Origin of the sequence: Pseudoalteromonas sp. R3 (genome assembly GCF_004014715.1) — a bacterium.
Classification (GTDB): domain Bacteria; phylum Pseudomonadota; class Gammaproteobacteria; order Enterobacterales; family Alteromonadaceae; genus Pseudoalteromonas.
This window is the reverse complement of the sequence record NZ_CP034835.1, coordinates 2,253,334-2,276,044: the sequence shown is the minus strand read 5'-3', so window position 1 is coordinate 2,276,044 and position 22,711 is coordinate 2,253,334. Positions and strand designations below refer to the sequence as shown.

Below are 22,711 nucleotides of genomic sequence, written 5' to 3'. Positions count from 1 at the left end.
TCACGTGTGTTGTATATTGAAGATAATATAACAAATAGAAAGTTGATGAAACGAATGATAAGCAGGTTGGATGGCATCGAATACTATGAGTCCGTTGACGGCAACTCAGGAATAGAAGTGGCTAATGAATTATTACCCAGTTTAATTTTGTTAGATATTAATTTGCCCGACATATCAGGATATGAGGTGTTCCAGGCAATTCGAGACCATGATAAAACAAAGAACATTCCAATTATTGCTGTATCCGCAAATGCGATGGAAGCAGATAAAGAAACAGCAAAGGCGCTGGGGTTTACAGATTACATTACCAAGCCTATTGAGATGAGCATACTAAAAGAAAGTATTGATGTTGCTCTTGGTACTGCGGACAAAGAAAACCGGCCGTTTCAAAAATGAGGTTCATGTATCATCACCCAATTATGGTTACGTGAGCTCAACGAGTTAGAGATTTGGAGAGCAACGCACAGCCAAGCAAAAAGTGTTAACCTCTACACTTAAAATGTCCGATACCGTCTAGTATAGGACATAGTAGACTTATTAGGAGGTCCCACACCAACCTCAAATTACTTAGTTAATAACAACCTATAATTTACGTTATGTTAAATGATATATTCATGGCAAGTTTACGGTTAGTGACTAAGCTTATGATAATAAATCTGAGAGTCTGTTTACAATGCCGTATGTTTTGTCCTTATATCTTTGCTTTATTCTGCTCTTTCCGCTTAAGGGCTTGGTGTAAGGGGTCGTTCATTTCTAGATTTAGCCAAGATGGGAAATTCGGTTGGTCGTCGCTCTGAAAGCCCTATTAATCAAGGCCTGAACAGATCCTAGCTAAAAAATCACCTGTTTGCAAATTACGTTTGTTTTTAGACAAAAACCGCTCATTTCATATCATTCCGCGCTCATTCCTGCTCACAATACGTTTAGAATTAGATCATTAATCGCCGTTTTAAACGGGCTTTAAACACACTTTAAAACGCCTTTAAACCCCGTTTAAATCTGCTGAATGGCCACCACGCGGTTTTGGTCTGGCATTACCTCAATGATGATCAGCACATCGTTAATGGTTAACTGGATCACGCTTTGGTTGAATGTGCTCAGGCCGTTTGCCTGGACTATATCCATCATTGAGGCTGCTTGCTCGTAGCCTAAAACCTGAATGGCTGTTTTGATCATGGGCTCGTCTATGACTACCAGTGTGCTTTTGGTTTGCGGTGCTTTGGTGAGTACGTCGTTAGATACGTCGCTGTGCAAATGGCCTAACGAGAATACGCGGCCTGTCTCTGGCTTGTTGAGTGCCTGGCGAGCTGCTGCAGCGGCAACCTGCTTTTTATAGTAACGTTGGCCTTCCTTAATTGCGCCGTTAAACAACGGCGTCGTGATCTCTCGTAGGTTTTTATCCAGGCCTGCGAGCATTTTACCGGTTGACTGATCGGCACCCAGCCATGCTTTACCAGGATTGTAATTCCAGCCGAGATCTATGCCTGGTAATTTTTCTAATTCTTCGCCCGTTTGTGGGTCGACGACCTTAAACGGTTTTAGGTGGGCATTAATCGCTGAGTCTGGCGTGACTGTCAGGCCCATACGTTTAATGTCTCGCTCGCTGAGGTTGACTACTTTGCAGCGGCACATCCAGCCGTTTGGTGGATAATGTGTATCCCAGAACTTATGCTCCAACGGTAGCAATATATAGTGCCACGTTTGGTGCTTGGGTCTTACGCGTTGATCACCGGCTGTTAGATACAACAAATACGGTCGTCGCTCTTTTAGCCTGGTCTGTTGCTCCCAGCGGCCAGCGGCACGTGCGGTGTTTTTGTTGTTTTGGTATATAACCTGAGTGCGCCAGCCCCGCTTACCATTGTATGACCAGCCATGTTTAGCCACGGTCTCATCAAACCGCTTACGAAACTGAGTGATCGTCTCGCCGTCCTCGATGGCCTTTAGTACGTCTGTATAGAGGTCGTTTAGCAGCGCGGTTTTGGTTGCACCGGCAACCGTAAACGCACGCGCATGGATATGGCCCATCAGGTCTTTGTATGACTCAGTGGGGATTTGGACTTTGTCTTTAAAGTGGTTTATGGCCTCGCGGAATTGCACCTTGTGACCATATTGAGGATCAGTACTCGCAGGCATTATTATTTATACCTGCCGATCAAATCAGTTTTTGATTTTGAGCCCTGGCTGGAGCCATAGAAAAAATTGAGAATTGCGCCGAGTGTGGTACCCAGCAGAAAACCCAATATCGTATCGGCGAATCGCTCTGAGCCCTCTGGTATATCTACAAACGTTATTGCTGCTATATATAGAGAGGTTGCGATTGCCCAGAACCAGGAAAAATAGTAAATGAACCGCTTGGCCACCCTATCATCCTGATCCAGCGCCGCCTGCTGCATTTGCCTGGCACCTTGTACATTTTTCAGGGCAAGAATTGCCAGCTCTTGCTCCTTATTGAGCACAGCCAGACGAAACTGCGTTTGTAATGTGTCATTGCTACTTAACGCATCGACCAGATTGGCGGGGTCTTTGGTGCCGGTAACGGTTTTGGCTATATCAATGACCTTGTTGGCCACGCCAGCGGCGTTTGAGCCTGATAGCCAGTCACCCAGTTTTTCGTCCAGGCCTGTTAACTTTGCCAGGCCCACGGCAATCGCTATTGGTCCCATAGTCACCTCAGAGCTTTGCTATATCCAAAGAAATTGCCTGATCAGCGCCCTGCTCATCTTGCTCATAGAAACGGATGAATCTACAGCTATCAATTGCTGTGACTGACTCGGCAATAATGTCCATGGCCTTTTGCCATTTACCGGTATCGTCCGATATTTCCAGGCGGCGCAGGCTTAAGATCCGTTGTGGGTTTAACGTGCCTTGCTTATCAGTGGCAAATACTTTGTTCACGATCGCCTTGATGTTTTGGTTGCCGCCTTCGGTCCATTCGTTCAGGCACTCGTCTATCACTTGCTTAGCGACTTGTAGCTCTGGGCCCAGCTCGATGCGTTCCTGCACCTGGATTTTTACAGACAGTGAATGGTCAAACGAACGCAGCGTAATATTGCCTTTTTTGCCGCCCAGGTTTACGTCATATTCTTGTGCCAATAGCTCCAGAAAGTCGTCTGATTCCTCCATTTGTGCCTGTTTGAACGCGGCTAGTTCAGCTTGTTGTTGTCTGGCCTTGGCAACAGCCTTGCGTACATACTCATCCTTTATAAGATCTGTTTGTTTGATGTTGACGACTGCAACCAGGTTGCCTTTGCCGTCTTTCATAAAGCCTTCAGGTATACCGTTCATGTTTAAATTTCCTCATCATTCGCTTCATTCATTCCCGCTAAAAATTCATTTTCAAACGCCTGCCCTGCGATGTCGGCCAGTGCGCCTGATGTGATGTTGGGGAATTGTGCTTTTATCTTGTCTGCCAGCGCCTGGACTGAGTCCGATTGCTGGGCAAACTCATATATCTTTGCGATCTCCAGTTCGGTTGCCTGGTCAAACGCATCGAATGTGGGTATGTCGGTGGTTGGTTGATCGCCTGCGGCAAACTCCACCTTGGCGGCGCTGGCTATGCCAGTGCCGTCGTCTTTTACTTCCAGGATTTCTTGCCCTTGCTGAGGCTTTGGAATGCCCAAGACTTTGTAGGCATAATCCTCGCTCACGGGTATTAACCTGGCGGACTCACGCACTACGTTTACCGTGTCCAGGTTTATCTCTTTCTGGTCTCGCCAGATGTATTTTGGTGGCTCGCCGCCATCAAAATTAACTCGGTGAACAATTTCCAGGATTTGGTTTCGGTACCCTGATACCAGCGCCCTGTCTGCCCTTTGGTTTTCGCCCGCTCTTTTTGCATGAGTCTCGCTGGCCGCACGGGCACCTGACTTTTGCTCTGTTGCCAGGGTTTGGGAGGTCAATGCCTTGCTCATCTCTGCATTACACAGGTCGATCAGCTGCTTTTGCACTGGCTCACCGCTCATTTTGCTCTCTAGTATCTCCATTGTGGCATCATCGGGAATAACCGCGATGCCATCTGTGATCAGCTTGGCCAGCCCCTCCATTAACTCGGTGATCTCATTGTCCTGCGTACCCACAGGGTACTTACCTACAGGGAATGGCACGCCGAACCGCTCGCACAGCTGCACAAAAAACTTGAACCCGCCGTGTTTGAACGTCCAGGGCCAAAAACAACTGCTCAGAAGCGCGGTACCATAGGGATTTTTGGCTGTTGGCATGTGGCGAACACATGTCCAGCGCTCTGGTAGGATTGGCTCACCCTGTGGGTTTTCGCGGGTCCTTACCAGTAGCTCATGATCAGGTGTAAACACAAACCGGCCTGCTGGCCACTGCTCTACGGATGACGGCAACCAGCGCCCGTCGGTCTTTTGGAACTTGCCCAGATGCGTAACCGCAAACCCATGCAAAATAGCACTGTAGTTGTGCCAGTCGGTGTCCATCCACTCCGTCATGGCTGCCGGGCGGCGGCCCATGAGTGCCATAGCCAGCTCATAGCTGTTTTTACTGGCGGCATCATCACCACCTGGTACCAGCTCAGCACTAAACGCGAACATGCCTGATCGCAGGCTGCGCAGCTCTCCGATCACATGGGCATCCGTTGCAATCTCGTCATAGATAAACGCGCTTTTACCTGCCTTGCGGAGGATCGGGTCTGGGTTTGGCAGCTCTCGCATTAGCCCAAACATATTTGGGTCTGTTTGCGACATGTTGAACATCTTTTGCAGGGCTCTATATCCCTTATAACTCAGGTGAGGTTTAGACATGGTAGCCCCCTATTGATTTGGTCACTTTGGTACTGCGGACCTTTGGAATGCCACCGGCTCCGGTGCTGGCAATCATCCATAAAATAGTTAAACAACAGCTCAGGTCGTAGTGATGGTTGCTCTGTTTCTCTGGCCAATTCTCCAGCTCGTCGATCAGCAATGGTGTCTTGGAGTGAAACAGAATCTGCGCCGGTTGATTGGTTACATAGGGCTCCAATCCTTCAATGCGTTCTTCTTGGCTCACCGTTGCTGTGATCCCGCGCAATGGCAGTGGTACGCCCTCCTCTATACCCCGCTTAACGTAGTCCTGGCGCATGTATTCAAACGCGTTGTTGTTCTCAAACCCCCACACCAGGCATTTGTATTCGCGCTGCAGGCGGATCAGGTCATTGAGCAATTTGCTGGGCCCTCGTACCTTGCGGCTCTCGTACTCTAAATGCAGCTGGCTTAGTTCTTTGCAAAACAGACCAACCAGTAACGCACTGGGGTCGGCCCCGGCAGTTCTGCCCATACTGGGGTCGCAAGCGCCGTAGGGCGTCCATATCCTGGGCAGATGCACCCAAAACTCCATTGGATGGAATATCATCTCGTCATCGGCTTTGGCTATACCCTGCATCTCGCGGTTAAACTCGCGTTTATTAGACGCCCACATCACCATCAGGTCATACAGAGATCGCACACTGGGCCAGCTGGTTTTTGCGCCCTTTGACATTTGCCGCTTGTTCTTGATCCAAAACTTAAATGAGGGTTTGTCCTCTTTAGCAACGGCCTGGCCTTTGGCTGCCGCTTTTTTCTCAAATTCTTTGTCCTTGTAGATCATGAGTTCGCGGCATTCTTCCCACAGGTCCATGCGCTCGGGAAGTTACCGATCGCTTTAAACCTGTGTACCAGGTGGCCGGGCGCGTGCTCGGCGCGCGAGATAGGGTCGTCGCTGTTTAATACCGTGTTTACGCCCAGGAATTTAACCGTGCCGTCGGGCGGGCCGAGGTACTGCACCGCAGCCTCAAGGAATGCCCATCGCGAGTCCCGCTCGGTAGCCGACCTGGCCTCTTTATCCGTGATAATGTCATCGGCCATGAGTAATTTAGGGCGGCTGGCACCATGGAATGCGCCCCGTACGGACTGCTCAGCGCCCCGGCTTTCAAACCGCACGCCCTGGGCGGTAACAAACTCGCCAATTTTCCAGACTGGCGACGCCTGGCAGACCTCCGGAAAATCCAGCATCAGGTTGTTGTTTTGCAGCAGCTCGGTTTTAACCACTTCGAGTGTTTTGGCGGGCATTTTTGCTTCTGCGCCAAATAAAATGGTGTAGTCAATAAATATGTCGGGCTTTGCCAGGCCCAGCTCTTTGCATACGTCGTCATCCTGAAGCAGTGCCAGCACTGCCACATAAACCGGTGCTATCTTTACGCCCAGCGTCGACTTACCTTCGCCCCGTGGTGCAACAAACCAGTTTTTCCAACCATTGGTTAGTTTTAGCGCCTCGGGGAACCAGTTCATAAAGTAGGCCTGGAACTCACTGGGCTTCTGCCCCTCGTCCAGCCACATGTGGTGAGGGAAATAAGTATACACGAAATACTCAAAGTCACCGCCCAGCACCTGCTTACGCCTTGCTTTAATGGCCTCCGGGCTTGGATCAATGTCTCTTTGTTTGGCCTCAATATCCAGGCGCAGACCAGCGGTGATCTGCTCCAGCTCAGCCAGAAACTCTTTGCTGTTCAGGTCAGCCATCAGTCATCCATTATATTGACGAGTTGCGGGCCAAATGCGGTCAGTATCTCAACGAGTTGAGGGGCATAATCGGGGTGATTTTTGCCAACAAATGCAGCCAGCTTTTTGAGTACTTCGGCTGCCACGGCGCGTCTTTCAACCTTTTTATTTCCGCCGCTCAGATTCATCACTTTTGAATAGGTATCACTAAGCTGGGTTAGCACCTTTATTCTGTCTGCCAGCGACAGGCCGCTTTCTGGGTCTTTGATCAGGTTGAACGTTTCATGTACCTGGATGGTAAATTCTTCTACAAAATCTTGGGTAAACTCTCCGGCTGGGCCGGTTGCCTTGCGTGCTGCCGTTCGCGCCAGGTCCCAGTCATCGCCATTGGCCTTGGCTTCGGCTTTCCAGCGGCGTGCTGTTCCGTCAGCTACGGAGTGTTTTACAGCCGCAACAGACAGTGCCAGCAGCTCATTTACGTAGCTATGGCGAACCGCATTCTTTATCTCTGCAGAATGCGCCATACTAGCCCCCGGTTTTGAGCTTCAAAAGCTCGGCTGCAATTGCCACAGCCAGGGCGGTAACGCCACTGATGGTGCCTACTTTGATTCGGGTGTTGGTGACCTTTTCTTCAACCGTTGTCACGCGCTGTTCGATGCCATCTACGCGCTTGTTCAGGTCAGACTTTATATCTGTTAGCTGCTGGAGGATTGCAGTTTGCGTGCCTTGTATCTCGCCGATCGATCTGAATAGCTGATGTTCTTGTTCTGGTGTCATTCGAACCACTCCCCTGATTGCATTTGCTCGGCCAGTTCGTCGGCGCGTTTACCTACCTGCACGGCCCAGCGGCTGTCTAACATTTCTAAAGCGGCCGTTTCCCAGTCGGCTTTTTCGACGGCGGCGATGGTTTTTTTGAAATTCAGCAGGCCACTTGTGCCCAGGTTAAATGCCATGTTGATCAACACCGCTTCGCGGGCTGGGTTACAGCGTGAGGTATCAATGTTGGAGCGCACCTGGTCAGTGAAGTAGCTAATGTCGTTACTTAGCAGGTAGTCGGCTTCGCGCTCGGTTATGCCGCGTTGTTCCAGGTTGCGGCCTACGCCAATTGTTTGAAATCCTGCTGGGCAGGTGTATGGCGTCAGGCGCACGCCTTCATGTTGTTTGAGTTGTTTGATCAGCTTTTCCATTCGCGGCCCTTAGTTTTTGTTTGGCAATTTGAAAACATGTGGGCACAGGTCTGGGTGCGGGTACCGGGGCGCGTTGCTTATCCAGCTGCGTGCGAACGGCTTTGCGTAGCAGTGCAATGAGGTTGGGCTGGCATTCCCGGGAAATGGCTATTTTTGCCTCCCGAGTTGGGGCCGCAACTATGCGTTTGCTAGTGACCAAACAGGCTCAGATGTTTTGCTCATGGGCCGAGTATGGCGGGTTTGCTGGGGTAAATTAGCTGTAAAATGTTTTACACAGGGTGTGCGGTGGTGTGGCTATTTAGGCTAAAACAAAAAACGACCTACTGCAATAACGGTCGTTTAAATTGGGTTTAAACTCGGTTTCAATCGGGCTGGATGGGCCTTAGTGCCGGTAATCCGTTTTTGAATTTTTGGCCTGGCTCAATGGCTTTGTCGGTGGGCTCATCAACGGTAAACGCGCCGCCCAGTAGAAAAATCAACCCGACCAAAATCAAAGCTGTTTTTAGGTGTTTTTTCATATCATTTCCCAGTATATGTCAAATGGTCCACAGAAAAACAGCCCGACTTACCCTGTAGTTTCACCACCACTTCACCGCTGCACATGGTCCAGGCGTCGCTCGCAGTTTTGACCGCTTCGCCGTCTCTAAACGTCATAACAGATTGGTAAATAAACCCACTACCGACAGAGTATTGTTCGTTAAATTGTTCTGCTGTTAGTTTCATAAATCCTCCTGGCCAATGTCCAGCCTTGGTAAATTGGCGTACATTTCGTTTGTGTCACTCACAACACCACGTAATTCGCAGTGCTGGACCTTGTTACCTGTTAGCTGTGTGTATTTTTCAGCGACCAAACGCGCTATGTCGTGCTCGTCTACCTCAACAACCCCGTAAACCTCATTGGTTGCTACCCGTGCGTCTTTCCAAAGCAAAATTACGAATGTATCCATGGTTAAGCCTCATTTTTTAAACCAAACATTTCATCACAATGCTGACACTGAGCTTCCTGGTCGCGCAGTTCATCCGGGTAAATAAGGGATTCTTCCTCGCAATATGGGCAGCGAGCACGGACTTCAAACTTTGTAAATTCGGCTGTTTTCACTTCATTTCTCCTAATTCTTGTTCCGCCTGGGCCAGTTCTTTGTCCAGGCCGTACAGTGGCAAATTTAACGCCACTCGGTGTTGTATGTGTCTCTGTGTAAAGCCCAGCGCCTCGACATAGTGCTCCTTTTTTGGCTTGTCGCTCCATGCCAGCTGCTGGGCGGTTATCAGGACAATGTTATTGCTGTCCATTGTTAAAACAGCTCTTGCTGCAGGTGGCCGTCTCCCCGTTGGCCTAACCAGTCCTCGATGGCGGCTGCGTCTGGCTCTGCCTGCCTAACCAGGTTGGTTATGTGCTGCCGGGTCAGGCCAAACCGCTCAACCAGTTGGTTTACATGGGCTCCGGCTTTGTACGCCTCAATGATCTGGCGGTTACGTAGCTGAGCCAGCACTTTACCGGCGGTTGGCACCTGGTAGCTTTTACAGCCATGTTCCTGGGCTATACGCATTGCCAGGTCGGTACCAAAAACCTTGCTAAACTCGTGCTCTGGTCCTGGCTCTGCGGGGATGTAAAACATCCGGTTTTGATGTTCCTGGAGCAGCTTTAGTGCCTTTTGAACACCCAGCACCGCAACATACACCCGCACACCGTGAGGCAGCACGCCCAGGTCAATTGTTAGCTCAGCCATAGTCGTCATCCTCGAACAGGTAACCCAGGCCAGAGTCTTGCGAGCACAGCGCGGCAAACTCTTTTTCCTCGGCCAGTATGTCTATTTTTCTGCGCGCGGCCCCTTTTGCTTTGTCGCGTTTACTCAGCTCAGGATAAACGCCCTCGCTATATTTGGGGCGTTCTGGGTTTATAGTAATCTCTGCACCTCTAGCCATTGGGTACCTCCCGCGCCAGCCACTGCTTTAGCATGTTGATCAGCTTGCCCCAGTGATCGTTTGCTTTGTACAGGTTGGTGCCGTCGGTGTAGGTTTTACACCAGTTTTCGCAGGCCTCTTTGCTGTCTTCATCCACCTTACCGGCGCTGGCCAGTTGGCCCCACAGGCTAAAGATCAGGCGTAGCGATTTGTTCAGTGGCTTTTTGGCTGCCATACCGTTGTAGCGGGTCAACAGAGCCTGTTGCTGGTTGGGGGTAAGCCCTGTACAGCTGTTGGTTACGTTGTTGCTGATCTGCAAAACGTTGGCAACGTGTTCGTCCTGGCCTATTCCGGCCCGGCTCTGTGCCGCTTTTATCTTGCGTACCATGTTCATGCCGCCACCTCTGCTTCCTCGATTTTTACCGTTGGAAACGTCATATACTCCAACAACTTAAAATCCCAGGGCTGATCGTCGCCCTGGTACATTCGGGCGATGCGGTCGAACCGGTTCGTAAATTCCTGCGTAAAATTTACATGTGATTTAACCTTGGTAAGTTGTTTGCACTCGTATAACCTTTGCCCAAGGAATACGCAGAACGCGCCTACTACGTTGCCGTCTACCTCGTCCAGGATAACGCCCTCGGGGTCGTTTTTGCCGAGGTGGTGCAGCATGGTGCGTTCGTCCAGGTTGTCATTGAGGACGAAATGGCCGCTAAAGAAGGCTTCGTGTACTTTTACTGAAATTGCCATGTGTATTTTCCTTCTGTTGATGATGGCCTTGTTGCAGCAAGGCCTTTACTTTTGTTAAGGGTTAAAATGGATTTCTCTAAAATTACTGAGCTTTGTGGCTCCCTGAAAACAACACTTGCAGACGCGCTACCTGCCGAGCACACCAATGTGCTAAGCAAAATAATTTCAGGAATGTGCCCACGTGAATTTGTTGAACTGGAGCAAGAATACAGCGCGCAGTCTGAGGCGTTGATTCAAGGAATTTTGAAAGCGGTGCATGACTTTGGGTTAGGTTCTCAAGTCTTGCAATCCGCTTTGCAGACCGTAGTTCCAAACGCGCACGACTCGAAAGCACTGTTGGTTTATTACTATGCGCTGTGTCAGCTGTGTGCGGCTCAGCGGGTGTATGAGTCGCTGATGAATGAGCCTGATCTGCTCGACACAACAATGTTTTATCTAGACCGCATTCAGTCAGCTTATCGGGTGTCGCTGGACGCTCAGCCTGCGGGTGTAATTGAGTGGCCGTTTGCAAGTGAGCCGCCCTTCGTGCTGGTGCCCAGCTGGGTGTAGTACATTAGTCATTTTATATCTCCTGTTGTGGTTGCTGAGTGGGTTGTACAGCAGCCCACTCTTTTAAAAATCAGATAGTTTGCTTATTCAAAATGGTCGCGCAGATGCTGTTCAGCATCAGTTTGTCGACCTTCTTATTTGGGTTCTTGCGTACATGTGAGATCACGTGTGGCATCACGTTTTCGACCAGCATTCGAGCATTGCCCTCCACGCGAGAGTGCAACCATTTCCAAAATGCTTCGCTGTCATCGGCCAGTGGCAAAGCGCCATGGCTTAGCTCCATGAATAAGGTTTTGATATCTTCGATAGGCAGTTCGCCTACCGCACGAGGCCAGAAGCACACGCGGCTGGCGATCAGCTCGTAGCGCTCCTGGCTTTGTAGTTTGTCTACAAGTTGGATATTGCCGATCAGCACCACACCAATTTGTGCACGGTCAGAGATAGTACGCAGTGGGTCGAGCGCGTTGGGTTTGCACTTGTCGGCCTCGTCCAGGATGATGATTTTGTTGGTGCCTTTGAGTGCGTCGACTATTTTGTCGCGCAGTCTGCTGTTGCCACCGGTTTTGGATATGCCCAGGCGGTCAGCCAGCTCCTTTAGCACCTGGGTAGAGGTCATATCCTCGTCGCCATCAACCATAAATACGTGGTCGTTGCTGTCACGGTAGTGCTCCGCCCCTTTGCTTTTGCCAATGCCTGCAGTGCCCGCAACTACGGCAATACGCCGGCGCTCCTGGGCATGTTCGCACGCCATTTTTATTAGTTTTGGTACTGATGTTTGTACATAGGGCACATCCCCATAGCGGATGCGGATATTAGCCAGGGCATCGCTTTTTGCGGGCTTGCTATCCTGTTGTACCTCCATGTCGGTAGGCTCCAGGATGCTCCAAATCTCGTGCAGCAACTTAGTAGGGCTCGCAGCGTATTTGCCGTTTAACAACTGGCTGATGGTGCCCGAGCTTTTATTAATGCGGGTTGCCAGGGTGCTGCTCATAACGCCCTGCCCCTCCAGTTCCTTCTCCTTCATTCGTCGCTTGATACGGGCGAGGATCAGCTTGTCGTCCTCTGTGTAGGCGTTGGATATAGGCGCATCTGCCATAAACAGTTGCGGGTCAAACTCACCAAAAAACTGTTGCCACAGTGAGTTGATCACCTTCTTGGGGTCAATGGGGCTTTTGCCCTCCAGTACAGCCTGTACGCTCTCCAGTGCCCAGCCATTGCAATACTCAGTGGCGGGTATGTTAAATAGCTCAATCTCGTTGTTGATAATGCGGGTTTGCAGCTGCTGCAACTCGCTGTAGTGCTCTGTAAATGTCATTATTCGTCATCCTCTGTTACTGCAAAATCGGTTAGCTCCAGTGCCTCTGGTTGTTCGGGTTCAACCAGAAAGTCGTTCAGGTCCATTTCAAAAAACGGGGTTTGCTCTTTGTGCTCAATGCTCAGGGGTCCGGTGTCGGCTGCCAGTTCTTCAACCTCGTCTACATCCACAACGCGGGTTTTTGCGGCCTGTGCCAGGATTTCGTGCTTCTTCTTATCCAGCCGCTTGAGCTGGAACTTGGTGCGTTCGTCGCGGCGCTGTTCTATGCGCGACTCAGGAATGGCGGGCACTTTGGTTTTCAGGTGTGCAATGAGCAGCAATTCGCCAGTTAGCTCATGGAGTTTGATTGTTTTGTCGTCGGTCATACTGAAACCGGCTATCAGCTCCTGGCCGTTAAACTGGTGCAGGTAGTCGGCTGTGTACGTACGTTTGTGTAACTGGATCTGGCCACGGCGCACCTTAACTTTGGTTTTGGGCAGAAAATCAAAATCAATGTGTGGCGGCTTTGATTGCACAAAGTTCTCGTCCCACACCTGTTGACGGGTTTTGCCGGTTTCCTCCGGGTGCGGGCTGTTGTGGTAGTGGTCTAAAAATTTATTAAACTCGGCCACCCATTCCTCAACGGTGGGCAGGTGGCGCTTACCCTGTTTAATCTCCTTGAGTACCAGCTTTTTAAAGCTCTCGTCTTCGTGGCGGCCGCAGTAGGTCTGGAACCGCTTGCCAACACGGTCTTCCATATGCAGGAAAAACCGCTCAATCCATTTAGCACGGGCATTACCAGGAATGGCAAAAATAGGCTCTATATCCAGCTGGGCATACACGCCTATGCATTCCTCATTCATCATGTTGGCCTTGTAGCCCGAGCCGTTATCCACGTAAAACATGCTCACCAGGTGATCGTACTTTTTGATAGAGGTCGTCAGGGCGTTCAAGGTTGCTAATGTGTTTTCGGCCTCGCTCAGATCCCAAGCAACAATTTTGCGGCTGCGTACATCCTGCAGTGCGGTTAACTCATACCTAAACGGGTTGCCACTTTTATGGTGGGCCAGGTAAACATCCAGCGTATGGCCGTCGCCGTTATATAAGAAACCAGCCGGAATGTGCGCAGTAGAGCGCAACTTAAAATCTTTATGGGCTTCTTTGTACAGCTTGGCACCCATGCGGTACGGGCTCTTAGGGCCCAGTTCGTGCGGCAGCGAGCCAATAAAGCGCCGCACCTGGTGCGCCTCTACTTTATAGCCTTCGGCTTTCAGGTCGTCGGCCACCATGGCAAACGACGGCGATGTGGGGGCATGGTAAAACTGCAGCGCGCGGGTGGCCCAGTTTGGCAGGTCTTTGCCCCTGCCCCGGTGTGCTGGTAACAGCCCTTCCAGGCCATTGGCCTTGTACGCCTTTACCCAGTTAAACAGGGTTGCACGGCTGGGCACCTTATTAACGGTAATAATGGCTTGCGATAGAGCAGGCGTAACCAGTCCGCTTTCCAGGTTTTGTTTAAACCTTACAAATGCCGCATCTATGGCAGTGCCAGCGCTGAGCAGGTGTTTAACTATGGTTTGCCTGGCCATTGCAGTACTGCGGGCCTTATCGCTGGCCTGTTGCCAGGTGGGCGCAGCCACTTTGGCAGGAAGGTTATTAAATTTGATCACAGCAGGATGCATTACTTATCTCCTTTCGTGCTTAATCGGAATGATTCCAGCAGGCGCTCGCGCTCGGTATCGACGTATTGCCACTCGGCATCGTCAAACCTGGGCAGGTTGTCGATGCCCTGTACATACTCGCCAAACTCCATGTGTAGCTGGCTGAGCATGGTGCCTATCTGGGTGTAAATACTGGCGTAGGCGTGGTGTACCACCTGGGCGGCGGCAATGCGCGATGGCAAGTCCAGCGTGCGCAGCTCGCACAGCTGAGTAACCCCCATTTGCGCCTGCTGGAGTGCGTCGTTTAATAATTCGGTATGGCAGATGGCGTCTTTGCGTATCTCGCTCAAAAATATGGGCATATCAAACCGGCTGGTCGGCGTTTTGCGCAGTCGCTCCTGCTCCAGTTCGTTGATCAGCTCGGCTTGCGAGTCTTCGAGTTCAGACTTTTTCTCCAGCAGTTCGGCTACTTGCTCGCGGATGTTCTTGCTGGCTGTTTCAGCTAATACTTCGTAGTCTTCATCGTCCAGCTCTTTGAGCGTTTCAATGGGAACTTTGGTGAGTTCGGTCAGCTGCTTTTGAGACATGTTCAAAATGGACACCGTGTCCATTTTGCTTTTTGGTAACTGTTTTAGCATTTTTGCTACAGCCATTACCCTTGTAGCTGTGCGTCTGTGTATGCCGCGCTCAATTAACATTTGAGAAAACTGTCCATGTTTTAACTGTGCTTTGACATGCAATAAAATGAAGCCCATTTCTGCTGCGTCGCTAAATTGTCGATTTGCCAGAAATGTCGCCCGGTCCATGCACTCGTCAATACTATTAGGCATTACTATATTGAGTGGCGCAGTTTGGCTTTCTATCTGGTGTTGCAGTTCATCAGCTGATTCTTCACCAACGATTGCAGCGAGTTCAGTTGTCATAGCAACCTCGAAATTTGGGCAGATCTTGGTCTTTGATAGGCATTGTCATAGCTCCGGGATTAGTTAGGACTTAGGCGAGAGTTGTTCTAGCAGTCGCTGCTTATGCTTTTGTAATTGCGAGATTTCAATGTCGGCCTGCGCTACATCTTGCATCATTAGCTCGCGCTGGTTTACAGCCTTATACATAATCGGCTCAACAAGAATGTTTAGCGGCTCAATGCTTTTTAGCGCCCACAATAGCGCTGGTAGGTATTGAATGGGCATATTTGTCGACTGGCTTGGGGCAAACCAGCGATTCAAGTTACCTTCATTTACCTCAACTTCATGTGCTTGCAGTGCGCGATTCATTCTGTCTGCAAGGCCTGCGCGAGTGAAGCCGCTTCTGCGCATACACGCGTTTACAGCATGTGAGAAAGCTGCCAACACTTCACAATCGGGTGGCGTTTGACTTTCAAAAATGTTGTTTTCTAGTTTAGAGTCGTAATTTTCCACGTGAAAATCTCCTGCTATTTAATGTGGTGCTCGTTCTACATATGATCCATTCTTGGTACTGGGACCGGCTTACCTTGTTTAATTGCATCTGCAATTTGTTGCCGTCTGATTTCCCGATTTTTTGGACCTCGCTTTTTTCTTGTTGTGTATTTGTCACCAAACACGCTAGTAAGGGTTTTTCCGAGGGACAGACAAATTGCTGTAGCTATGTGCTTAGAGGTCGAGTTGCCAGCAGCAACGTTGTATACATGTGAAACTGAGCAGCCTTTTGCGGCAGCAATATCTGAAAACTGGACGTCATTTGCTGATAAGCCGCTGCTGATGTCTTCGATAGACATATGTTCAAATTTTTTTTCTTGGTCAGTCATGATAGATTTACCTTTATGCTTAAATTGTTTCGCTAAAATTATTTTGCACTTAGTGTTTTTTCAAGTTAGCGCTAAATAAATATAGCGTCAAGTTTAATTTTTATTTTTTATGCTAAATAAATTAGGTGTTGACAGCTAAAAATGTTTACCGATAGTATGGCGGTGTCTGAGATAGGTGATGTGATCTCAAAGCTGCAAAAGAAATTTGGTGTGAGTAGTGATCGGGCTTTGTCAGAAGAGCTTGGGCTCTCTCATAGTGGGATAGCTATGGCAAGAAAGAAAGAGACGCTTCCATACGCAGCTATAGTTTTAGCTTGCATCAAAAAGGGTGTCTCTCTTGATGAGATCTTTGAGATTGAGAGTAAAAGCAAATCAAATGACGCTACTTTCAATGACAAAAAACCAACTGTGGAATCCAGCGGTAGTGTTAGAAATAGTACCGAAGATGCATTGGCCGCATTGGCCTTAGTTGAAGAAATAATGGATGATTTGTTGGAACCAAAACACCTTGACGCGGAGCGTGAACTCATAATTCGTAATAAGTTACGGCCAATGTTAATTGAAAAAGCATTTGAGCATAACTTTAACGAAATCATGGTTAAAACCATTGCTGAGGGAGCGCTTTATATGGCCTACTGAAGGATAAATAATATGAAAATTAGAATTGCCCCACTAGCTCTGCTCCTTGGAATGCTGTCTTCATCGGCAGTTGCTCTTGAACCTTTGCCTGACAGAGCGCAAGTTCAGCGGATGAATGCTGACCTGTTGTTGCCAGATGGCAGCACACTCAATGTAGATGTGTCGTTTGACTGTGGCAGCGACTACAAAAACACAGCCGTTATGGTTATGAGTAATTCAGGCGCCCAATTAATCGCAGCTGCTTATACTCACTTGTATGGTGAAAGTGCTGGTCAATCCGTTATGGAGGCCTGGGAAAACAAGCAAAATGCGTCAGACCCTAGAAAACCTACCTACCTATTTATTCTTGCTCCCCGAGAGCAAAACTTCGATTGGCAAAAACGCCAGCAAAACAAATTTAACAAAATGGTTTCACGTGTTAGTATTAATGAAACGAGTGTTGTTAATTTTGAAATGGATTCTGTTTCTTCATTCCCTCCAGTGGTGCTAGCTGGATGCGGTGTACGAAACCACAACCCGCAAGAAGTCGAATAATTAGGGCCAAGGGGTGGCTATGACCTCCCCTTATAAAAAGGAATTCTTAGCTATGTTTGCAGCAAGGATTACATTACTGGCGTTAGCTTTGCACGGTGGAGCAGCAGCCTTAGAGGTTGAGCATCTTAGCAGTGTTGCTCAGGACAGCCGTGATTACGTTTATTTCCCGTCACATGAAGGGCTGCTCAGATATGATGGCGAACACCTTCTAAATTTGAGTCACTTCTCAGCGTTGCCCTCTGGTCTTGCAAGAGATATTGAGATCAGCGATACGGATGTAGCGTATGTTTTATATAACTCCGGTGCTGTATGGTCAATTGATCTTAGGAGCCTTGAAGCTCGATCATTTGCTGAAACATCAGCAACGAATATAGCCATTACCCATGAAAGTCTATTCACTCAGGAAGCTAACCGTGTTCTTGAGTATAAGTTGAGCACAGGTAAGTATGCGATCCGACTATCGGGGAAAACTGAGGTTATAGATTTGGAATCTGGATATGGTCATGTCTTTGCGCTAGCAAGTGATGGCCTCTATCAGTTTCAAAAGGGTATGAGTACAAATGTCGTGGCACAAACAGTCAAAGTCGGCGACATTGATGTAACACCACACGGAGTTGTGTATTTTGCTAATGATCATCTCGGCTACTACTCGAATTTACAGGGCACTACGCTTACCAATGACTCGATAAAGCGCGCTGAGAACCTTACATACGTAGCACCTTACTTTGTTTATTACACGGATGGTGACAGTGTGAATGAAGTATCGTTAACTACGTTGGAACAAACTCGTGAGCAAGTAAACTCTACCAGAAAGACTTACCTCTCCATGTTTGCTGATAGCAAGCAACAGCTTTGGGGTCTAAACATTAACGAATTTGGTATTGTGGAGGGCAACAGCCGTGTTAGTAATTTTACTGTTGGCTCACCCTACAACATTTTGGAGCGTGTAAACGGCTCATGGTGGGTAGGGACAACGAAAGGAGTATACAAGGATGGACAGCCAGTTGAGTGGCTCAATGAGCAGATAGGCAAGGATTTTGAAGTCACTGCGTTTTCTACTTTTGCAGGGTACCTGATCGTATCTACGAACGATGGTGCGTACTCTGTTGACGTAACCAAGCGTGCCGTTAAACCGATTTTTAACGGCTATGTTATCAACTCGACTGTAATCAACGAGCAGCTTTACCTGGCAACGGATGAAAGCGGAATTGTCCGCTTTAACTCAAAGTTGGAATATGATGATTTTCATATTATCAACTCAATGTTGATCAGTAACGAGATATTGAATGTAACAGAGATTAATAGTCACCTGTATATTAGCACAGCAGCCGGATTGGTCAGGGCCAGTGAGCCAAATTCAGTTTTCCATGAATACCAAGGTCAATCTAAGGTAACTGATGTTGCAATGTTTAATAGTAATATCTATATGGCGACTTACGGTGACGGGCTTTATAGAAAAGATGGCGACGACTGGATTAAAGTTCCTTCTCCCAAATACATCAAAGAGATTGTAGAGTCTCAGAACAAAATATATTTGCTGACAAACAACGGTATTCATTTTTTGGACGCCGATAAATCAGCGACTCAGCTAATACGCGAAACTCAAGATCATGCTTTCATGATCGGCAGTATGCGTATAGTGGGTGAGCGTATCTATGCTGTTAGCGATAGTGCATTTCTGGAGATTTCAAATTCTAGCGAATTTGAATTGGACGCTCCAATCGTGAGTTATGTGAAATCAGCTAACGGGGTCTCACTGGGTAATACGAGTTTGACATTAGATCAAGACGGTTGGCTCGATATTGCGGTCTCAAATTTACAATATGCGTATAATGATCGGGTTAAATATGAGTATCGTTTCAATGGTGGTGATTGGCTGTCTTTACACAGCCCAATGCTACAGTTGAACGAGTTGGCTCCTGACCGCTATGTAGTTGAGTTCAGGCAGCGGCTCGGGGAGGCTTGGAGCGAGTCAGTAACCTATCAGTTTGAGATTACGTCTGCTTGGTACAACTCCCCTACAGCAATTACCGCTTACATAGCATTTGTTGTGGCTGTTTTACTTGTTGCTGGTCTTTATGTTCATTTTTGGATTCAATCGTTTCACAGGGTCTATCGTCAAAACCGTGAAAAGTTACAGCGCAGCAACCTTACTCATGCGGCTATGTTAGCTGAGCAAGCTAGAGTTCTTTGCTCTGGTGACGACACCATGTTAACTGAGGGGTTGGTTAAATTAGATAAAGTGCTAGAGCTGCTTGAACCGATTGCGCACAATGGTCCGTATCTGGGCGATCAAAAACTTAAGTCGGGTTTAGACTTACTCCAAGTGCAGTCAAATCTACAGGCAAAGATTAAAGTTCATTTTGACGTAACGTTGGGTCGTCTAAAAATGGATAAGGAATTGGAGAAAGACGTTTACTCTGTGGTATATCACGCGCTGCACAATGCAGTACTCCACTCCGAAGGTACATTTGTGAAAGTTAATATTCATAAGCTCAAAAGCCAACTTGAAGTATGCATAGAAGATGATGGAGTAGGGATCCCTTTAAGGTCGCGCCTGCATTTTGGTGAAGGCCTGTACACAATGAGAGATATAGCCAAAGCATTTCACACCAAGTTGCGTATTAAGACAGGAAAGAAAGGAACGAGTATTTCGATGATGTTCCCACTCATAGAACCAGAGCGCCCAACCAAAGATGAAATCCAGCGAGATATGCTTGAGAAGATGTAAAAGGAGATTAGCTTATGGCGATGCCTATATCTAGAGTTTACGTTTACAATACAACGTGGGAAGGCTTTGTTAGCCGAAAGGCAGATTTGTTTAATGAGATATTCAAGTATACAGACCTTACACGAAAAAACACTATTAATGACCTAAAGTCCAAAAATTGGAATTACAACCCTATTAAAGGGGTAAACAAGAACGACAAATTAGAAGTTCTATTAAAAGATAAACTAATTGTGATCACGTTAAGTCCAGAGATTGAGAGGAAGCATTTTGGAGCTTACTTTAGCAAACTGAGTTCTGCTAAAGGAAAAAAGAAAGCTCACCTTACCCTTTTTGTAGTTAAGAATGAAAAATATTTAGAAGATGGTGTCGAATTTATGCAAGGGTATGCGCTAAATAAAGGAGCAATCGAAGAAGATACTGCATTGGTTGTTTGTTCACACCATCATTCAGGCAACCCTGAAGTGATTGATTTGGCTTTAGCGAAAAAATCTCGACAAAACTCTTTAGATTATGAAGAACTCACAGCTGATACAATACACTTCAAGAAGGAGTATTTCCAAGCTGGCAAAATTATTTTGTCCCACTTTCAGGAAGTTCTCAGCAATAATTTTCCCGAACACCACTTTAATGTAGATATTACGCTCGGGAAAAATTCAATAGGTATGACTATAAAATTCACGCCAGGCATGAGAAAACTAATTACACAATTACTCAGGGACTATGCGTGTGTAGTAACAGAGCAACAATCTAGCCATACGATTGCTAAGACAGAGCAAGAGCAGTTTGAACTAGAGAACGTAATCAACTTGGCGGCATTGTCTGTTGAAAGGAACCTAGCGCTTAAACAACAAGAAGTGTTTGATGAATTGGAACAAATTAAAATTCAAAATAAAAAGTCAAATCACTTACTAAAAGATTTATTCGCCAAAGTAAGAGACGTAAACGAAAATGTTGAGATTACACAAGAGTTGCAGGCTGACTTGCTTGTGTTAAGTGAACAGGGTTTTGAGGCTGTCCTAGATAGAATTGGATGTAATGAACCCGAAATAATCGAACTTGTAGAGCGATTGGACGAATTAATTAAGTGTGCAAATCTTGATGCCAAGAGCTTTTACGAAACCGCAAGAGATTTGAAGGCGCGCTCCACACTGGCGTTTACTAGCTTCAAAGAGTACGCGCTTAGCACCTATGTTGGTGTAGCTGGAAATCAGGCCTTTGCCATTCTTAATCAAATCATTTGACATAGTTGTCGTATTGCAATGAAAATCCGAGTTGCAGGTCATATTTTACCTACTCTCTCTGAGAGAATTCGAATACTCTAGTTGTGAATGTAAGCAAATAATCATGAGGAAATTATATGAGTACACTCTGCGACTATTTAGGGCTACCTAAACACTTGTTTGATTCGTTAGATATCGAAATTGAGGAAAACTGGGGTAACTCAGATCAGATGCTTTATAACTATTATTTTTATGTAAAGAAAGGTACACCACAGGAAATCTTAAATCTTAAATGCTGGGAAGTCGGTGACATGGTAGAGATACCGGTCGATGTTTTTGCTGACGAAGAACCTGACTTTTAATCTACTATTCTCGGGCCCAAGTAGCCCGCTTTGAATTGCGCTACCTGGACCTATGCGTAAATCCCATCTCCTGAATTACACCCAAAATACAAAAGCGCTCAGACGCGCCCTGAGCGCCGCTGTGATAATTTTGCTGTGGGTAGAGTTGCATTAAAACCGTTTAAACTGTTTCAGGCGTTTTTAAACCGGTTTTAAACTGGGTTTAAACTCATGTTTGAGGTGGTGGGTGTTGCGGGTGGTAAAAAGCGTAGTAAAAGTTACAATTACGCTTTCATAAAGACAAAGTGGTTATAAGACAAAAAAAGCCGCTGATACAGCGGCTTTGTGATGTAGTCATTCTACTTGCAGTGCGTGCAGTTAGGAATGACCAAACAGCGCTTACCTTTCTTGGGATAAATAGTTTTGCCATTTTTAACCACATGGGTAACAAAACTAATCTCACAAGATTGTTTGCACTTTGGACAGTACCCAGTAGCCATACTGAATCCTCCACAAAGTTGTGAGGCGCAGCGCATAATTTAACTTGAAAAAGTTATTATTAAAGTCTAATATCAATGTCGCCAAACAAGTGATTTAAACCTTTGCTATGCCTCAGGTTGAAATTACCCTTTACTATTAAAGTAAAGGAACCCTTGTGAACCCTACTCCGTTTGGATAGGGTTTTCACATATAAAAATCAAGTGATAACTGACTAGTCTCATATCCCATGATTTCCAAAATCTTTTCGGCAAATGAATCTGCCTGCCACTCGGCATCCTCTTCTTTGCACACATCGTCATTGTCTGTGTGATGTAGAAGAGCTTTGTGACTAAGTGACATATGCCCTAATTCATGCAGCATAACTGCTAAAGCATCTCTATCCCCACCACAAGCGTTTAAATATATTGACTGAGGTACAGATATTACAGCTTTATTTGGGTCATAATGTCCTTTAGTCACAAAGAGCCATTCAGTATCATCAATAACTTGAAGGGTTACCCCTATCTCTGATAGCTGTTCAAAACATTTATCGAGCTTTCGTTTATTTCTTTTGTTAAAGCCAAAATATTTGGCAACTATCACAGCTACGCTATTGATTCGACTGAGAGGCATTGGTGCAACGCGATTTCCTCTCAGTCGGTAACTTTCAGGCATACTCTACTCCTAGCCGTTTTGATTAATCGTTTCTAAAAAATCAGCAAATCGTTTAAGCTCATCAGGAGTAAACGAAGAGTTAGCAAAACCAGCTACTAGCATTTGTTGCTGTTGTGATAGTCCTGATAAGGACACACTTTTGTTTGCAACGTCAGCCAGAGTAGATAGGTTTTCTATTTTAATTCCTTCTTCTTGAAAGAAATCTTCGATCTTACTCACCCATTCCTTAGACACTTTTTTACTTCCAGTTTCCAGGCCGCTTAAAAAAGCTGCTGATGTACCAAGTTCTTCAGCCATCGTTTTCAACGTATGTCCTACGTCTATTCGTGCCTTACGAACTGCTTTTCCGAAATCTGTTAGTGACATGCTTAATTGCTCCATTAGACCCGGTTAGTTATTTGGGTCAGGTTAAATATAATAAATACCGGGAAATAATTCAACCGATTTAGTTAATTTATTTTCATTTTTTATGAAGGCTTGGTTTAAGTTACTGTT

Annotated in this window: 32 protein-coding genes; 7 read left to right on the top strand and 25 right to left on the bottom strand. The window is 47.0% G+C overall.

Annotated features, from left to right (window positions below; all coding sequences use genetic code 11):
• Positions 1–6: 6 nt before the first annotated feature.
• Positions 7–396, top strand: a complete 390-nt coding sequence (locus tag ELR70_RS14880; protein WP_277749868.1) for a response regulator — start codon at positions 7–9, stop codon at positions 394–396.
• Positions 397–993: 597 nt separating this feature from the next.
• On the opposite strand, the gene ELR70_RS14875 is transcribed toward ELR70_RS14880, so the two are convergent.
• The 18 genes from ELR70_RS14875 to ELR70_RS14805 all read right to left on the bottom strand — a co-directional run bounded on the left by ELR70_RS14875 (position 994) and on the right by ELR70_RS14805 (position 10,312).
• A complete protein-coding gene (locus ELR70_RS14875) occupies positions 994–2,133 on the bottom strand; it encodes a phage minor head protein (RefSeq protein ID WP_235577080.1) in 1,140 nt (379 codons plus the stop codon).
• 2 nt (positions 2,134–2,135) lie between these two features.
• Positions 2,136–2,663, bottom strand: a complete 528-nt coding sequence (locus ELR70_RS14870) for a hypothetical protein (RefSeq protein WP_054015082.1) — start codon at positions 2,661–2,663, stop codon at positions 2,136–2,138.
• A gap of 7 nt (positions 2,664–2,670) precedes the next feature.
• On the bottom strand, positions 2,671–3,285 hold the full coding sequence (locus tag ELR70_RS14865; protein WP_054015083.1) for a DUF3164 family protein: 615 nt from the start codon (positions 3,283–3,285) through the stop codon (positions 2,671–2,673).
• Between the two features lie 2 nt (positions 3,286–3,287).
• Complete coding sequence (locus ELR70_RS14860; RefSeq protein ID WP_054015084.1) at positions 3,288–4,763, bottom strand: DUF935 family protein; 1,476 nt, start codon at positions 4,761–4,763, stop codon at positions 3,288–3,290.
• Positions 4,756–5,583, bottom strand: coding sequence for a hypothetical protein (locus ELR70_RS25435; protein ID WP_241566309.1), 828 nt, complete (start codon positions 5,581–5,583; stop codon positions 4,756–4,758). Before ELR70_RS25435 ends, ELR70_RS14860 begins: the two co-directional genes overlap by 8 nt.
• Complete coding sequence (locus tag ELR70_RS25430; protein WP_241566308.1) at positions 5,580–6,494, bottom strand: hypothetical protein; 915 nt, start codon at positions 6,492–6,494, stop codon at positions 5,580–5,582. Before ELR70_RS25430 ends, ELR70_RS25435 begins: the two co-directional genes overlap by 4 nt.
• A complete protein-coding gene (locus tag ELR70_RS14850) occupies positions 6,494–6,997 on the bottom strand; it encodes a DUF1804 family protein (protein ID WP_054015086.1) in 504 nt (167 codons plus the stop codon). Before ELR70_RS14850 ends, ELR70_RS25430 begins: the two co-directional genes overlap by 1 nt.
• A gap of 1 nt (position 6,998) precedes the next feature.
• Entirely contained in the window at positions 6,999–7,250 is a 252-nt protein-coding gene (locus ELR70_RS14845) for a hypothetical protein (protein WP_054015087.1), read from the bottom strand.
• Positions 7,247–7,660: a glycoside hydrolase family protein gene (locus ELR70_RS14840; RefSeq protein ID WP_054015088.1), complete on the bottom strand. Its 414-nt coding sequence runs from the start codon at positions 7,658–7,660 to the stop codon at positions 7,247–7,249. Before ELR70_RS14840 ends, ELR70_RS14845 begins: the two co-directional genes overlap by 4 nt.
• Before the next feature lie 362 nt (positions 7,661–8,022).
• A complete protein-coding gene (locus ELR70_RS24905) occupies positions 8,023–8,178 on the bottom strand; it encodes a hypothetical protein (protein ID WP_160317362.1) in 156 nt (51 codons plus the stop codon).
• A 1-nt stretch (position 8,179) separates the two neighbouring features.
• Positions 8,180–8,383, bottom strand: coding sequence for a hypothetical protein (locus tag ELR70_RS14835; protein WP_054015089.1), 204 nt, complete (start codon positions 8,381–8,383; stop codon positions 8,180–8,182).
• Positions 8,380–8,607, bottom strand: coding sequence for a hypothetical protein (locus ELR70_RS14830; protein ID WP_054015090.1), 228 nt, complete (start codon positions 8,605–8,607; stop codon positions 8,380–8,382). Before ELR70_RS14830 ends, ELR70_RS14835 begins: the two co-directional genes overlap by 4 nt.
• Positions 8,608–8,609: 2 nt before the next feature.
• Positions 8,610–8,759, bottom strand: a complete 150-nt coding sequence (locus tag ELR70_RS24900) for a hypothetical protein (RefSeq protein WP_160317363.1) — start codon at positions 8,757–8,759, stop codon at positions 8,610–8,612.
• Entirely contained in the window at positions 8,756–8,950 is a 195-nt protein-coding gene (locus tag ELR70_RS14825; protein WP_054015091.1) for a hypothetical protein, read from the bottom strand. The genes ELR70_RS24900 and ELR70_RS14825 overlap by 4 nt, the downstream gene beginning before the upstream one ends.
• A gap of 2 nt (positions 8,951–8,952) precedes the next feature.
• Positions 8,953–9,387 carry a Mor transcription activator family protein gene (locus ELR70_RS14820; protein ID WP_054015092.1) on the bottom strand — a complete coding sequence of 145 codons (435 nt, stop codon included), beginning with the start codon at positions 9,385–9,387 and terminating at the stop codon, positions 8,953–8,955.
• Positions 9,380–9,583 (bottom strand): hypothetical protein, encoded by a 204-nt coding sequence (locus ELR70_RS14815; protein ID WP_054015093.1) that lies wholly within the window; start codon positions 9,581–9,583, stop codon positions 9,380–9,382. Before ELR70_RS14815 ends, ELR70_RS14820 begins: the two co-directional genes overlap by 8 nt.
• Positions 9,576–9,956: a hypothetical protein gene (locus ELR70_RS14810; RefSeq protein ID WP_054015094.1), complete on the bottom strand. Its 381-nt coding sequence runs from the start codon at positions 9,954–9,956 to the stop codon at positions 9,576–9,578. Before ELR70_RS14810 ends, ELR70_RS14815 begins: the two co-directional genes overlap by 8 nt.
• Positions 9,953–10,312 carry a hypothetical protein gene (locus ELR70_RS14805; RefSeq protein ID WP_054015095.1) on the bottom strand — a complete coding sequence of 120 codons (360 nt, stop codon included), beginning with the start codon at positions 10,310–10,312 and terminating at the stop codon, positions 9,953–9,955. Before ELR70_RS14805 ends, ELR70_RS14810 begins: the two co-directional genes overlap by 4 nt.
• Before the next feature lie 66 nt (positions 10,313–10,378).
• Here ELR70_RS14805 and ELR70_RS14800 point away from each other — a divergent pair, with 66 nt between their 5' ends.
• On the top strand, positions 10,379–10,861 hold the full coding sequence (locus tag ELR70_RS14800) for a hypothetical protein (protein ID WP_128064616.1): 483 nt from the start codon (positions 10,379–10,381) through the stop codon (positions 10,859–10,861).
• A gap of 70 nt (positions 10,862–10,931) precedes the next feature.
• Here the strand turns inward: ELR70_RS14800 and ELR70_RS14795 are convergent, their stop codons facing one another.
• From ELR70_RS14795 to ELR70_RS14775, 5 genes are all read right to left on the bottom strand, one after another.
• Entirely contained in the window at positions 10,932–12,176 is a 1,245-nt protein-coding gene (locus ELR70_RS14795; protein WP_054015097.1) for an AAA family ATPase, read from the bottom strand.
• Positions 12,176–13,834 carry a Mu transposase C-terminal domain-containing protein gene (locus tag ELR70_RS14790; RefSeq protein WP_054015098.1) on the bottom strand — a complete coding sequence of 553 codons (1,659 nt, stop codon included), beginning with the start codon at positions 13,832–13,834 and terminating at the stop codon, positions 12,176–12,178. The genes ELR70_RS14795 and ELR70_RS14790 overlap by 1 nt, the downstream gene beginning before the upstream one ends.
• On the bottom strand, positions 13,834–14,736 hold the full coding sequence (locus ELR70_RS14785; RefSeq protein ID WP_054015099.1) for a hypothetical protein: 903 nt from the start codon (positions 14,734–14,736) through the stop codon (positions 13,834–13,836). The genes ELR70_RS14790 and ELR70_RS14785 overlap by 1 nt, the downstream gene beginning before the upstream one ends.
• Positions 14,737–14,799: 63 nt before the next feature.
• Positions 14,800–15,228, bottom strand: a complete 429-nt coding sequence (locus ELR70_RS14780; protein WP_054015100.1) for a hypothetical protein — start codon at positions 15,226–15,228, stop codon at positions 14,800–14,802.
• Between the two features lie 35 nt (positions 15,229–15,263).
• Positions 15,264–15,596, bottom strand: coding sequence for a hypothetical protein (locus tag ELR70_RS14775; RefSeq protein WP_054015101.1), 333 nt, complete (start codon positions 15,594–15,596; stop codon positions 15,264–15,266).
• 141 nt (positions 15,597–15,737) lie between these two features.
• On the opposite strand from ELR70_RS14775, the gene ELR70_RS14770 reads away from it, so the two are divergent.
• The 5 genes from ELR70_RS14770 to ELR70_RS14750 all read left to right on the top strand — a co-directional run bounded on the left by ELR70_RS14770 (position 15,738) and on the right by ELR70_RS14750 (position 21,082).
• On the top strand, positions 15,738–16,235 hold the full coding sequence (locus tag ELR70_RS14770) for a helix-turn-helix domain-containing protein (protein ID WP_054015102.1): 498 nt from the start codon (positions 15,738–15,740) through the stop codon (positions 16,233–16,235).
• A gap of 12 nt (positions 16,236–16,247) precedes the next feature.
• Positions 16,248–16,769 (top strand): hypothetical protein, encoded by a 522-nt coding sequence (locus tag ELR70_RS14765; RefSeq protein ID WP_054015103.1) that lies wholly within the window; start codon positions 16,248–16,250, stop codon positions 16,767–16,769.
• Between the two features lie 19 nt (positions 16,770–16,788).
• On the top strand, positions 16,789–19,500 hold the full coding sequence (locus ELR70_RS14760) for an ATP-binding protein (protein WP_128064615.1): 2,712 nt from the start codon (positions 16,789–16,791) through the stop codon (positions 19,498–19,500).
• Positions 19,501–19,514: 14 nt separating this feature from the next.
• On the top strand, positions 19,515–20,741 hold the full coding sequence (locus tag ELR70_RS14755; RefSeq protein ID WP_054015105.1) for a hypothetical protein: 1,227 nt from the start codon (positions 19,515–19,517) through the stop codon (positions 20,739–20,741).
• Positions 20,742–20,857: 116 nt separating this feature from the next.
• Positions 20,858–21,082, top strand: coding sequence for a hypothetical protein (locus ELR70_RS14750; protein WP_054015106.1), 225 nt, complete (start codon positions 20,858–20,860; stop codon positions 21,080–21,082).
• A 663-nt stretch (positions 21,083–21,745) separates the two neighbouring features.
• Here the strand turns inward: ELR70_RS14750 and ELR70_RS14745 are convergent.
• Positions 21,746–22,216, bottom strand: a complete 471-nt coding sequence (locus tag ELR70_RS14745) for an ImmA/IrrE family metallo-endopeptidase (protein ID WP_054015107.1) — start codon at positions 22,214–22,216, stop codon at positions 21,746–21,748.
• Between the two features lie 9 nt (positions 22,217–22,225).
• A complete protein-coding gene (locus tag ELR70_RS14740) occupies positions 22,226–22,582 on the bottom strand; it encodes a helix-turn-helix transcriptional regulator (RefSeq protein ID WP_054015108.1) in 357 nt (118 codons plus the stop codon).
• Positions 22,583–22,711 lie beyond the last annotated feature (129 nt).